Source organism: Maribacter sp. BPC-D8 (assembly GCF_035207705.1).
Lineage (GTDB): Bacteria > Bacteroidota > Bacteroidia > Flavobacteriales > Flavobacteriaceae > Maribacter.
The window spans coordinates 2363681-2376972 of the sequence record NZ_CP128187.1; the positions used below are offsets into that span (position 1 = coordinate 2363681).

A 13292-nucleotide genomic window follows, 5' to 3' on the forward strand; every position below is an offset into this window, starting at 1 on the left:
TCGCTTGATGATCAAAAAATTACTACTATTGGTATTCCTTTATGGGAGTTCCATTTCAGCACAAGATTATTTCTATCAAAAATTTCAACCTTTCAATTCTGAAATACCGTCTCCCGAGGCATTCTTAGGTTACGGTATAGGTGAACACCATACAAGACATGACCTTATTGTGGCCTATCTAGAAAAACTAGCCGAAGTTTCTGACAGAGCATCGATAGCAGAGTACGGCAGAACGCATGAGGGGCGTAAACTATTAATGTTAACCGTAACCGCTCCAGAGAATCTAAGCAACCTAGATCAACTGCAAGAAGACCATTTAGCTTTTACTGATCCTACAAAATCAGTTTCCAATTATAATGACGTTCCAATCTTCATTAATCTAGCTTACAATGTTCATGGAAATGAACCTTCTAGTTCAGAGGCAGCATTACTTACAGCCTATACATTTGCCGCTTCAGAAAATCCTGAAATATTAAATTATTTAAAAAACGCTGTCATATTTATAGACCCAACAATTAACCCCGATGGGCGAGATAGACATACGCAATGGGCAAACACATACCAGGGAAGTCCCGAAGTTGCAGACCCACAAGATGTTGAACACAATGAGTACTGGCCAATGGGAAGAACAAATCATTATTGGTTTGACCTAAACCGAGATTGGTTATTAGCAATAAACCCAGAAAGTAGAGGTAAATTAAATTGGTACCATAACTGGTACCCAAATGTTGTTACAGATTTTCATGAAATGGGTACGCAAAGCACCTATTTCTTTGAACCAATGAAAACTAACGCATCGTTTGACCCAATAATGCCTAAAGAAAATTACGAAGATTTGAATACACTCTTTGGTAACGAATTTTCTAAAAGTTTAGATAGTATTGGATCTCTTTACTTTACAAAAGAAGTATTTGACGGCACCTACCCTGGGTATGGGTCTTCATATCCAGATCTTCAAGGTGGTCTTGGGCTATTATTTGAGCAAGCCAGTTCTAGGGGTCATAGACAAACTACTGCATTCGGGGAGATTACTTTTGCTTTTACAATCAGAAACCAATACGTTTCTGGAATAACAACGGTAAAAACAGCAGTTAACAACAAAGAATATATGCGTAAGTATCAGCAAAAATTCTTTAAGAGCGCCTTAACCAACGCTGCTAAAAGTAAAGTTAAGGGATATACTTTTGGCGATGTTCATGACAAAAACAGAACAAAGGCTTTTATAGATAAGTTATTGCTTCATAAGATAGACGTTTATCGTTCTGGAGACTCATTTACTGTACCTACACAACAGCCGCAGTACAGAATGGTGCAAACAATGTTTGAAACCTATGAAAAATACAGAGATAGTGTCTATTATGATGCCTCTGCATGGTCGGTAGCCAACTTTTATAATATGAAGTATAAGTCGGTAAACTCACTTAACCTTGGCGACAAAATCACCGAAACAGAAAATTTAATTTCTATCAGTCCCGTTCAAAAATCAAACTACGCCTATGTAATGGACTGGGATGATTACAATGTACCTGCCGCACTTGTCTATTTACAGAAAAAAGGTATTGTTGCATCTTCAGCTGCAAAGTTATTTAGCATAAAAACTAAAAAGGAAACCAAAAATTTCAATTATGGGGCTGTATTAGTTCCTGTAAGCTTACAAAAAGGAGATGCAGCTACAGTGTACAAAAGCATTAAAGAAGCGCAAGAAAAATTCGATGTACCTATTTATGCAGTAGATTCTGGACTTAGTTTAGAAGGTGTCGATTTAGGAAGCGGCAATATTTCACCAATTAAAAAAACTAAAGCTGTTATGTTGATTGGAGATGGTGTAAGCTCTTATGAAGCTGGGGAAGTTTGGCATTTGCTAGATACTCGTGTTCATATGCCTATTACTAAAATACCAATGCGCAATTTCAACAAGGTCAGTTTAGACAAGTACAATACAATGGTTATGGTTTCTGGAAAATATAACCTTACAGAAAAACAACTGTCCAAAATTAAAGATTGGACTAGTAGAGGTAATACCCTTATAACTATAGGTACAGCAAGTAAATGGGCCATTGAGAAAAAGTTAGTAAAAGAAAAACTTACCAAAACTGAAAAAGATTCAACCGAACTCGCTGTAAGAAAACCATACGGAGATGCTCGCGAAAATATTGGTAAAGAAAGTCTTGGTGGGGTGATCTTAAATGTTGACCTAGATATTACACACCCATTAGCCTATGGGTATAGAGATAACAACATCCCTGTTTATAAAAACAACTCGGTTTGGTTATCCCCTAGTAAAAACTCGTATGCTACAATTGCTAAATATTCTAAAAATCCACATATAGATGGCTTTATTACCGAAAAGAATATGCAAGAAAACATCTTAAATTCAGCATCTCTTATTGTTAGTAAATTAGGCAGTGGTCGCGTAGTTCTTTTTGCAGACAACCCTAATTTTAGAGGATCATGGTATGGAACCAATAGATTGTTTTTGAATGCACTTTTTCTAGGGGATAAGATAAATATACCATCTGAAGATTAACCTAAGCTTACTAATAATTAATACAGCAAAATGATAAAAATAAAAGCACTAGTACTATTGGTTTTTGTCTTTTTAATGACAACACCCATATTTGCACAATCGTTAGAAGGCGACGGTCCACATTCTCAATTGATCATTAGAGGCGTTATGCTTATTAACGGCAACGGTGCGCCACCACAAGGACCGATAGATATCGTAGTTGAAAATAACATCATAAAAGAAGTAAAAGTTGTTGGCTACCCAGGTGTCGCTATCGATGATGCTAAAAGACCGCAATTAAAAGCAGGTGGCAAAGAATTAGATTGTACCGGCATGTATTTAATGCCTGGTTTTATAGATATGCATACCCATATTGGCGGAGATGCCCAAGGTGCAGACCCAGATTATGTATTTAAACTTTGGATGGCTCACGGCGTAACTACCGTACGTGAAGTTGCAGGAAGAGGTATTGACATTGCGATGGATTTAAAACATAAAAGCGAGAAAAATGAAATCATCGCCCCGCGCATTATTTCATATACTGCTTTCGGGCAAACGAGTAAATCATTCAATCCGTTGAACGATATTCCGATTTCTACTGCAGAACAGGCAAGAGAATGGGTACGCGCGAACGCTAAAAAAGGAGCTGATGGTATTAAATTCTTTGGTGCCGAACCTGCGATTATGGCAGCAGCTTTAGATGAAAATAAAAAGTTAGGTTTAGGTTCTGCCTGCCACCATGCACAAATGAGTGTAGCCCGTTGGAATGTTTTACATTCCGCCAGAGCAGGTTTAACATCAATGGAACATTGGTACGGTTTACCTGAAGCGCTGTTTAATGACAGAACCGTACAAGATTTTCCGTTGGACTATAACTATCAAAATGAACAAGATCGCTTTGAAAATGCTGGGAAATTATGGGAACAAGCTGCAGAACCATATTCTGAGCATTGGAATAATGTTATGAATGAATTATTAGCGCTGGATTTCACCTTAGACCCTACTTTCAATATTTATGAAGCTAGTAGAGATCTACAGCGTGCTAGAAGAGCTGAGTGGCATGAAGATTATACATTGCCTTCTTTATGGGAATTCTATCAGCCTAGTAAAGTATCTCACGGTTCTTATTGGCATGATTGGGGTACAGAGCAAGAAGTTGCCTGGAGAAAGAATTATAAACTGTGGATGACCTTTATCAATGAATATAAAAATAGAGGTGGTAGAGTAACAACAGGATCAGATTCCGGATTCATATTCCAACTATACGGCTTTGCTTACATACGAGAACTAGAACTTATGCGTGAAGCAGGATTTCATCCGTTAGAAATTATACAATCTGCAACCTTAAACGGAGCTGAAGCATTAGGTTTGGATGACAAATTAGGTTCGGTAACTATAGGCAAATTGGCAGACTTTGTCATTGTAGAGGAAAATCCGCTTCAAAATTTCAAAGTATTATATGGCACAGGAGCTATAAAACTGACCGATGATAACGAGGTGGTTCGTGTTGGCGGCGTAAAATATACCGTTAAAGATGGAATCGTTTATGATTCTAAAGCATTATTGGCAGATGTCAAAAGACAAGTAGATGAGGCTAAAGCTAAAAGTAACTACACTATTAAGCAGCCTGGTATAAAGAATTAAAACTTACGTTTGTTTACCGGAACTTTAATTGGACGTACTTTTTTTTCGTTTTTTGAAGTAAAAGCAATAGTTGCAATAACAATAAGTGCTGGTATTATAATTGAAAGTAACATCATAGTTGAAAATTTATAAAGTGCTTAATTGCACCGTAGTATATAGAGCAAAGATTATGCCAACTTACCGTATGACTTCTTGGTAGCGAACGCTAATTCTTTGTTAACTCTAGCATTTGCGTATCTGTACAAACGTGCTATTGACGTTTCATCAGTAATTGTAATCGTTTTCTCGTTGCTAATATCGTCATGGCTATCAACCAAATCAATACCCACTTCAGTAGCGTTAACTTTATCATCTGTTTGGGGAGTTTGTGCTATTGCTAATGCGCCAGCGAAAATTATTATTAGTAAGGTTACAAGTGCTTTCATATCGTAATGTTGAACAATGTAAAAGTACTTTGAGGTCTACGATTAAGCACCTTGACCTCGCTAAACTGCTATAATTTTCGGCTAGTGTAAAAATCTGAGATGAATCGACAAAAAGTGTCGACGAACGGTTTTTGACCTAAAAACACCTCACCGACTTGCTGTGCATTTTATCGGTAATATAAATTTAAATCTAAGTAACTAATTGCTCAAAACTGAGCAATATCAGACCGCTTTGCTACTAAAACAAAGCCTCAAAATGAAGAAGTAAGTGAGTTTAAAATTTGTGTCTACCGCGTTTACCGTAGTTCTTATCGCCACGAGTTTTAGATTTCGTGTATTTCTTTTTAATGATACGCTTATACGAACCACCTTGGTTTTCCTTTTTATTCTTATCAGACTTATCGTGAAAACTAGCTCCACGTTCATCTTCATTAATATTTAAAGGATTCTCGTGCTCTCTATGTTTAGGTTGCTCGTCGAAAGTAAGTTGCGTTGCAATTTTAACATCATTAGGTAATGGTAATAAATTGACTTTATGTGACATTAAATCTTCAATGGCATCTTTAGCCTCTTCTTCTTGCTCTGTATATAACAGAATAGAAGTACCTTCTTTCTCTGCCCTACCCGTTCTACCGATTCGGTGCATATAGTTTTCTGGAAATTTAGGCGTGTCAAAATTTATAACGTGAGATATCTCTTGTAAATCTAATCCACGAGCCATAACGTCGGTAGTTACTAAAATACGATTCTTTCCCTCGTCGAATTGATTAATGGAACGTAGTCTATAGTTCTGTGTTTTGTTCGAGTGAATAATACATATTTCTTCACTAAAAAATTCTGCTAACTCTTTAAAGAGTAAATCGGCACTACGTTTGCTTGAAACAAATACTAGTACCTTGTGGTACGTTTCTTCGTTTTGCAATAAACTGACCAACAGATTTACTTTCGTATAAAAGTTAGGTGTAGCATACCCGTATTGGGTAATATTTTCTAGTGGAGTTCCACTAACGGCAATCGCAATTTTCTGAACACCGGTAAAGAAATCAGTTATAAACAATTCAATATCATCGGTCATCGTGGCCGAAAACATGATATTCTGTCTCTTCTGTGGTAAAAGCTCAAAAATATTTACGAGCTGAAACCTAAAACCTAAATCTAACATTACATCGACCTCATCAATAACAAGTTTCTTTACTTGTTTCAATTGTACGGCTTTAGTAAGAATTAAATCATACAATCTTGCAGGTGTTGCTACGAGAACATCTGTACCTAAAGCTAGAGCCTCTTTTTGACGCAACATACTTTTACCACCAAATACACCAAGAACACGAATGCCTGCATATTTAGCTAATTTTTCTGCCTCTGCCACTACTTGCACAACTAGTTCACGCGTAGGTACTAGAATAATAACCTTTGGATGAATTTCTTTAGAAAAACTCAGTGTATTTAAAATAGGAAGCAGATAAGCAAATGTTTTACCTGTACCTGTTTGAGCAATACCAACAACGTCGCTACCACTCATTACAATAGGGAAAGCTTCCTCTTGAATTGGGGTTGTATTTTCGAAACCTAAATCAGCCAAGGCTTTCTCTAAATTTCTAGAAATCTTCAAATCGGTAAACAACGCCATAACAATCACTTTTGTAATTAAAGCGCAAAGCTATGTCGATTAGTTGACAAATCACATAAAGTGAGAGATTTATCGATAATTAAGTCAAAAATGACTTTTAAATTTAAAAGGATGAAGCGCATTTCCTTTTAAGTGGACATATTGAAATAGTTTACTTTAAAATTATTAATTGAATACAACATAAATTATTATATTTCAGATAGAACAGATTATTCTTATCTAATGAAATCAAATACCCTCCTATTCGTATCGATATTCCTTTTATTTATAAATGAAATTTCTGCCCAAAAGACTAATGAAACATACGATGAAGCAATTAATAACGCCATTGCCAAACAATATCCAGAATACCATACAGCACTACTAAAAGTATTAGATGATTTTGAGCTAGAACTTATTATTAAAAAAGTAGTTTCGGATGGCAGCTATCAAAGTTACGTCAACCTTTTAACCAAAATAAGTAATGATAGTACTTATGAAGTAGTTAGTGATTTTGCTTTAGTTGATTCGCTATCGCTAAATTCTAAGCGCTATAATTATGAACTCAAAAATATTATGAAGTCAGTACCATTAATAAGCTATAGAAATAAAGCGCAACCAAAAAGCATTGCTTTTAATCAACGAGCATCTGAAATTGCTGCCAAAAAAAAAGAATTTTCTCGTTCAGATTACGCATCACTATTATTAGAGGTTTATGATGAGAAAGACTTTCAAATACCAACAATACGAACACAGCTGTATCGATTTCTTGATCCTAATACAAATCATATACATTATATTTATATGGGTAAACCTACCCAAGGCGAATAGACATGAAGCCTTAAATCAATCAGCTTTTGTTCTTTTCATATCAGTACATTTTATGTATTATCTATTAGCATCTAAATCATTGCCGTACATCTTTTTACCACCAACATAGGTCTCCAAGACCTTCACATCTTTTAAAGTTGTTGGTTCTACTTCAAGTACATTATCACTCAAAATAACAAAATCAGCCAACTTGCCTGGTTCTAATGTTCCTTTTACATCTTCATCAAAAGAGCTGTAAGCAGCATCTTTTGTATATGCAGCTAATGCTTGTTCCACATTAATTTTCTGCTCAGGAACCCAACCATCATTATTCTTTCCATCTAATGTGCGTCTGGTAACCGCTGCGTACATACCATATAATGGAGAAGCAGGTGCCACAGGCCAATCACTACTAAACACTAAAGTTGTATTTGCATCTAATATTGATTTGAAGGCATAGGTAGTTTTAATTCGCTCATGTCCGATAAGCTCTTCTGCCCATCTACCATCATCAATTGCGTGATAAGGTTGCATACTGGTAATAACATCTAGTTTAGAAAATCTATTGATATCTTCTACATTCAAATGTTGCGCATGTTCTATTCTTAATCGTCGATCATTTTTACCGTTATTTTGAACTACACTATCATATATGTTTAGAATAGTACTGTTTGCCCGATCACCAATAGCATGAACGGTAATTTGCAATTGCTTTTTATCGGCATTAGAAATCCAGCTACCTAAACTATCTACATCGACAATAAACAGACCATTATCATCTTGCTTATCTGAATACGGTTCATCAAAAGCTGCCGTATGTGACCCTAGAGACCCATCTACGAAACCCTTCATGAGTCCATTTTTCAACCATTTTGAATCTTTTGTATCCTTAGAAATTGTTTTCCAATACTTCAGAGGATCAGCAGCATACACTCTTACCTTCAGTTGTTTATTAGAATTCATTTTATCTAAAATCTCGTAACCACCTAAACTATCTACATCATGTACGGTGGTTACACCCTGAGAAACTAAATAATCTTGGGCTGCACTTAGGGCTTCTTCTTTTTCCGAATCAGTAAGCTTTGGTATTTTATTCAAAACTAAATACATAGCTTCACTCTTAAGAATACCAGTGGGAGTACCATCAGGATTTTTAACAATTTCCCCATTTTCTACATCGGGACTATTTTCATCAATACCCGAAATTTTGAGTGCTGCTGAATTGGCTAAAATCATGTGACCGTCCATTCTGTAAATAGCAACAGGATTATCACCAGTAAATTCATCTATCCAGTCTTTATTAGGTAACTCTCCTCCCCAAAGCGTATGATCCCAATTTCCTTCAACAATCCACTGACCAGATTTTATCTTTTTAGCAAACCCAGAAATTCTATCAATAAATTCCTGCTTTGTGCTAGCATCTCTTAATTGTACACTTAAAAGACTATTACCTCCCATTAATAAATGCACATGAGTATCTATAAATCCTGGGGTGATGAATTTTCCTCCTACATCTTTAATCTCAGTACTTGAACCTTTAAACTTTTGAATTTCATCTAAAGAGCCAATAGCCAAAATAGTATCTGCCTTTATAGCCATAGCCTCGGCTTTTGGAGAATTGGTATTACCTGTCCAAATATTGGCATTGGTAATTATCAAATCTGCTTTTACACTTTCAGCACCACAAGAGCATACCAATAATGTAGTCACCAATAAAAAGAATAGTTGCTTTTTCATGCTATTAAAGGTAGAAAAGTAAAAATGCAATTGTTAGCATTTCCGCTGAAAAACACCTTCTTAATTACCTTCTTTTCGCAACACCTGCAATGGCGGACTATTCAAGACCCCTCTACTATTCATTAAACCGATGGCAAGAACTAATAACGTAATACCAGGTAAAACAATTAAAAATGGCACCCACGACGGAATAAATGGCGTATCGAAAATAAAATATGCTAGTAGAAAGCTACTTAGTAAAGAAAGCAACACTCCTACCCCGCTGCCCAAAACACCAAGAAATAAATATTCTAAAGCATTAATTTTTAATATTTGGTTACTCTGAGCACCAAGTGTTCTTAGTAAAACACTTTCACGAATTCGTTGGTATTTACTGTTTCGAACAGATCCTATCAACACAATAATACCGGTAAGAATACTAAAGAATGCCATAAAAGATATGACCCATGAAATCTTATCTAAAATGTCTTCAACCAAGGTTACTACCTGTCTTAAATCGATGATAGATACATTGGGGAATTTCTTAACCAGCTCTCGTTGTAAATCAGCTGAAGACTTTTTATCTGGTGCATTAGTAGTCACCACATGAAACTGTGGTGCATTTTCTAACACTCCTTTAGGGAAGACAATAGAGAAATTGAGTTGCATACGTGCCCAATCTACTTGTCGAATATTACCCACTACCGTAGTCATTAGTTTACCTTGAACATTAAATATTAAGGTATCACCAATAGTTACTAAAGCATCATTTGCTACATTATCTGCCAACGAAATAGGTATTACTTTGGCATTAGGATCAACAGAAGGTATCCAGTCCCCTTCCAACAACTTTTCAGAACCGATCATAGAATCCCTATAGGTCGTTCTAAACTCATGGCTAAGAATCCATTTGTTAACTCTAGTTGTAGTATCTAATCGAATATCATTAACGTCTCGATCTTTTATACGCTCTAAACGCATGGTTACAATCGGTATGTTATCTATAACAGGTAATCCTTTCGGAGTAATGGTATTTGCTACAGCATCTCGTTGGTCTGTCTGTACATCGAATAATATCAAATTCGGACTCTCAGCACTCGCTTCGAACGAGGTTTTTGCAAGAAGAAAATCTTTTGTAAAATATAATGTACTTATTAAAAACGTACCAATCCCAATAGCTAAAACCAATACTACAGTCTGATTATTTGGTCGGAATAAATTCAACAAACTTTGTCGAGCGGCAAAACTCCAAGACTTCGGAAAATAGCGTTTAATCAATCGCATAAATAAAATTGACACTCCCGCTAAAATGGAAAATGTCACCAAAATACCTGCTACGAAACTCAATGCGAACTCCCATCTGCCCAATAACCAAAAAGCGAATAATAATACAAAAAGAACAATGGCAACCACAACCCAAATTTGATAAGGTCTTGCCTTTTTACTCGTATCTTCTTGCACGCGTAATACCTGTAAAGGCGAAACAAACCATGTATTTACTAATGGCGACAATGCAAATAAAACCGACATGCATACACCTAACAATAAGCCAACAAATATCGCTTGAAAAGAAGTTGATATTTCTACTTGAAAAGGCAAAAACTCTTGAAGTATAAGCGGAAAAGTCTGTTGCAACAACAAGCCTTTCACGGTACCTATAAGTCCGCCCAACAATCCCATTCCTGCAATTTGAATCAGGTAGATTAGAAAGGTTTGTTTACGTGTAGCACCCAAACACTTAAGAACTGCTACTGCCTTTAGTTTCTCTTTTATATAAATATGAACAGAGCTAGCAATACCAACACACCCCAAAAGAAGTGCAATAAATGCAACCAAATTTAAGAACCGACCTACATTTTCATATCTGCGACCTAATCGCTCACTAGTATCGGTATGGGTGTCCATATCTGCATTTTCGGCATCTAATAATGGATCTACATTTTTACTCAGTGCTTCTAAATCTGCCTTATCATTATTGAAATAGTAATTGTACCCCAAACGACTACCACGTTGCAAGAGTCCGCTTTCTTCCATAAAACGAAATGGTACAATAATGGGTGGTGCAGCTGTCGCACCAATACCAGTACTACCAGGTGCCGTGATTAAAGACCCAACAATAGCAAATGTGGTTGTACCCAACTTTACACTATCGCCTGGTTTTAAATTATATTGAAGCATTGCGGTGGCATCAACCAACGCTCCGCCTTTTTCTAAATATTCTTTTGCAGCTGAGGCAGGTTCAGTTTCTAACTCCCCATAAAAAGGAAAATCACCTTCGATAGCCCGTACTTGTACCAATTTTGTAGCTAGGCTTTTGGGGAATGCCGCCATTGAGGCAAAATTGACTTCTCTAGCATCGTACCCACCTAAAGAATCCATTAATTCTGTTACCCTTTCGTTTGCAGGCTGATTGCTATCTATAAGAAAATCAGCACCCATGAGTGCTTTTGATTGTAAACCGATATTATCTTTAAGGTTATCACTAAAAGATTGTATAGACACCACTGCTGCGATACCTAGAATAATAGATGCCATGAATAATAACAGTCGTTTACCGCTAGCTTTGCCATCGCGCCAGGCCATTTTCAACAACCAATTAAATGATGCTTTTGATGTTCTCTGTGTTAGATTCAAGATATAGAAGTGGTTTCGTTGATTACTATTTTACCACCTTTAAGTCGTAATACATGCTTGTTCAGGTTTGCCAGCTCTAAATCATGAGTAACAATGACCAATGTAGTGCCCATTTCTTTATTAAGATCAAATAATAATTTAATGACCTTTTCACCAGTTTCCTCGTCTAAATTACCCGTTGGCTCATCTGCAAAAAGTATAGAAGGCTTGTTAGAAAATGCCCTTGCCAAGGCAACCCGTTGCTGTTCACCACCAGACAATTGAGATGGGTAATGATCATGACGATCAGCCAAACCAACTTTATTTAAAAGTTCCATCGCATCTTTAGAAGCATTGGCGGCTCCCTGTAATTCTAGAGGTACACTTACATTTTCTAAAGCAGTCAAAGTTGGTAGTAATTGAAAGTCTTGAAAAATAAATCCCACTTTTTCATTTCTTAAAAGTGCACGTTGATCTTCGTTCAATCTACTTAAATCCTCTCCACAAAGTTCTATTACGCCCTCGTTGATTTCATCTAATCCGGCACAGAGTCCTAATAATGTGGTTTTGCCGCTACCTGACGGACCAACAATAGCAAAAGTGTCACCTTCTTCAATAGAAAAAGTAATATCATCAATTACTGTCAAATTTTTAGATCCGCTTGAATACGTTTTCTTTAGATTACGTACGTTTAATATCTTTGTCATAAATCATTTTGGTACAAGACAACAAAATAAACAAATGATTTGGAATCTAATAAGGTAAGACTATGTTGAAAGTATTAAAGTTTCGTTATTTTTTAGTGGTGTTGTTATTCGTTGGATGTGGGGAAACTCCAGAAAAGAAAACACCTAACACCCAAACAGAAGCTGTAAGTAGTGTTGAAAAGGAAGCTATTTCTGCGGATGACAACGTGATATTGTTTTACGGAAACAGCCTTACCGCTGCCTATGGCTTAGATACAAAGGAAGGATTCCCAAATAGAATTCAACAACGATTAGATTCTTTAGGCTTGGATTATAAGGTTATAAATTCCGGATTGAGCGGAGAAACTACCTCTGGCGGATTAAATCGTTTAGATTGGGTGCTAAATCAGCCAGTAGATATTTTTGTTTTGGAATTGGGCGCCAATGACGGATTGCGAGGAATACCCATTACAGAGTCTATGAATAATTTGCAATCGATGATCGAAATGGTGAAAGAAAAAAATTCGGAAACTCAAATAATATTGGCAGGTATGCAAATACCACCAAATATGGGTGCAGATTATGCTTCTCAATTTAAGATGATGTATCCTGCCTTGGCAGAATCTAATGATATAAGGTTGATCCCGTTTTTATTGGAAGGTGTTGCCGGTATTCCGAAATTGAACTTAGAAGATGGCATTCACCCAACTACAGAAGGGCAGCGAATAGTAACAGAAAATGTTTGGGAAATTTTAAAAACCATTGTATTACCTCAAGGGGGAACAGAGGTAACCGAGGAACTTGTAGAAGAATTAAACTAGGCAAGAGATACTGTTCGTATTCTTGTTCTAAAAAGTAAGGCTTGTTTAACTCTTGCATTTTTGACTTTGTAAAACCTTGCAGCTGTTTGAAAACCCTGAGCGTTTACGTCAGATTTTATTGTTACATCTGCCATGGGCATAACAATAGTCTGTACTTTGATGTCTGGTGACTTCGATTGTGCTTGGGACTGGGTTCCCAAACAGATAACAAGGAGTAAAAAAATAATTGTACGCATAATAAAGTAGGTAAATTTGGTTTATAGATAACCATCTACTTGTAAGTAAACGTATTTCGAATTCGACAAGAGGTACGGTTTTTACGATGAAAAGTTTACTTTTCGATGTATTACTTCTTTTTGTAGTCCGTTTTCCTACAAAATAATCTTCCACTAGACCCCGTATTTATGCAGTTCATCGATTTAATATGTTTTTTCTTACAAAATATTCTTTATGCAAGATAGG

General features: G+C 36.3%; 10 protein-coding genes. 4 read left to right on the forward strand and 6 right to left on the reverse strand.

What is annotated here, in order from left to right; genetic code table 11:
* The first annotated feature begins 7 nt into the window (after positions 1–7).
* Together QSV08_RS10400 and QSV08_RS10405 are read left to right on the forward strand one after the other, a co-directional pair.
* On the forward strand, positions 8–2527 hold the full coding sequence (locus QSV08_RS10400) for a M14 metallopeptidase family protein (protein ID WP_324028310.1): 2520 nt from the start codon (positions 8–10) through the stop codon (positions 2525–2527).
* A 75-nt stretch (positions 2528–2602) separates the two neighbouring features.
* Positions 2603–4150, forward strand: a complete 1548-nt coding sequence (locus tag QSV08_RS10405; protein WP_324028364.1) for an amidohydrolase family protein — start codon at positions 2603–2605, stop codon at positions 4148–4150.
* A gap of 167 nt (positions 4151–4317) precedes the next feature.
* Here QSV08_RS10405 and QSV08_RS10410 read toward each other — a convergent pair whose 3' ends face one another.
* Both QSV08_RS10410 and QSV08_RS10415 read right to left on the reverse strand, forming a co-directional pair.
* Positions 4318–4575 carry a hypothetical protein gene (locus QSV08_RS10410; protein WP_324028311.1) on the reverse strand — a complete coding sequence of 86 codons (258 nt, stop codon included), beginning with the start codon at positions 4573–4575 and terminating at the stop codon, positions 4318–4320.
* 274 nt (positions 4576–4849) lie between these two features.
* A complete protein-coding gene (locus QSV08_RS10415) occupies positions 4850–6205 on the reverse strand; it encodes a DEAD/DEAH box helicase (RefSeq protein WP_324028312.1) in 1356 nt (451 codons plus the stop codon).
* A 222-nt stretch (positions 6206–6427) separates the two neighbouring features.
* Here QSV08_RS10415 and QSV08_RS10420 point away from each other — a divergent pair, with 222 nt between their 5' ends.
* Positions 6428–7015 carry a hypothetical protein gene (locus QSV08_RS10420; RefSeq protein WP_324028313.1) on the forward strand — a complete coding sequence of 196 codons (588 nt, stop codon included), beginning with the start codon at positions 6428–6430 and terminating at the stop codon, positions 7013–7015.
* 57 nt (positions 7016–7072) lie between these two features.
* On the opposite strand, the gene QSV08_RS10425 is transcribed toward QSV08_RS10420, so the two are convergent.
* The 3 genes from QSV08_RS10425 to QSV08_RS10435 are packed head-to-tail and all read right to left on the reverse strand — an operon-like array spanning position 7073 to position 12030.
* Positions 7073–8731 carry an amidohydrolase gene (locus QSV08_RS10425; protein ID WP_324028314.1) on the reverse strand — a complete coding sequence of 553 codons (1659 nt, stop codon included), beginning with the start codon at positions 8729–8731 and terminating at the stop codon, positions 7073–7075.
* A gap of 60 nt (positions 8732–8791) precedes the next feature.
* Complete coding sequence (locus QSV08_RS10430) at positions 8792–11293, reverse strand: ABC transporter permease (protein ID WP_324028365.1); 2502 nt, start codon at positions 11291–11293, stop codon at positions 8792–8794.
* Positions 11294–11340: 47 nt separating this feature from the next.
* Positions 11341–12030, reverse strand: a complete 690-nt coding sequence (locus QSV08_RS10435; RefSeq protein ID WP_324028315.1) for an ABC transporter ATP-binding protein — start codon at positions 12028–12030, stop codon at positions 11341–11343.
* Between the two features lie 62 nt (positions 12031–12092).
* On the opposite strand from QSV08_RS10435, the gene QSV08_RS10440 reads away from it, so the two are divergent.
* A complete protein-coding gene (locus QSV08_RS10440) occupies positions 12093–12830 on the forward strand; it encodes an arylesterase (protein WP_324028316.1) in 738 nt (245 codons plus the stop codon).
* Here the strand turns inward: QSV08_RS10440 and QSV08_RS10445 are convergent.
* Positions 12827–13066: a hypothetical protein gene (locus QSV08_RS10445; protein ID WP_324028317.1), complete on the reverse strand. Its 240-nt coding sequence runs from the start codon at positions 13064–13066 to the stop codon at positions 12827–12829. The two genes, QSV08_RS10440 and QSV08_RS10445, sit on opposite strands and share 4 nt — an antisense overlap.
* Positions 13067–13292 lie beyond the last annotated feature (226 nt).

Bases quoted from the DNA above. Each gene is read 5' to 3' on its own strand.
- QSV08_RS10435 (WP_324028315.1), bottom strand. From the start codon at position 12,030: ATGACAAAGATATTAAACGTACGTAATCTAAAGAAAACGTATTCAAGC.
- QSV08_RS10405 (WP_324028364.1), top strand. From the start codon at position 2,603: ATGACAACACCCATATTTGCACAATCGTTAGAAGGCGACGGTCCACAT.
- QSV08_RS10445 (WP_324028317.1), bottom strand. From the start codon at position 13,066: ATGCGTACAATTATTTTTTTACTCCTTGTTATCTGTTTGGGAACCCAG.
- QSV08_RS10415 (WP_324028312.1), bottom strand. From the start codon at position 6,205: ATGGCGTTGTTTACCGATTTGAAGATTTCTAGAAATTTAGAGAAAGCC.
- QSV08_RS10430 (WP_324028365.1), bottom strand. From the start codon at position 11,293: ATGGCCTGGCGCGATGGCAAAGCTAGCGGTAAACGACTGTTATTATTC.
- QSV08_RS10410 (WP_324028311.1), bottom strand. From the start codon at position 4,575: ATGAAAGCACTTGTAACCTTACTAATAATAATTTTCGCTGGCGCATTA.
- QSV08_RS10420 (WP_324028313.1), top strand. From the start codon at position 6,428: ATGAAATCAAATACCCTCCTATTCGTATCGATATTCCTTTTATTTATA.
- QSV08_RS10425 (WP_324028314.1), bottom strand. From the start codon at position 8,731: ATGAAAAAGCAACTATTCTTTTTATTGGTGACTACATTATTGGTATGC.
- QSV08_RS10400 (WP_324028310.1), top strand. From the start codon at position 8: ATGATCAAAAAATTACTACTATTGGTATTCCTTTATGGGAGTTCCATT.
- QSV08_RS10440 (WP_324028316.1), top strand. From the start codon at position 12,093: ATGTTGAAAGTATTAAAGTTTCGTTATTTTTTAGTGGTGTTGTTATTC.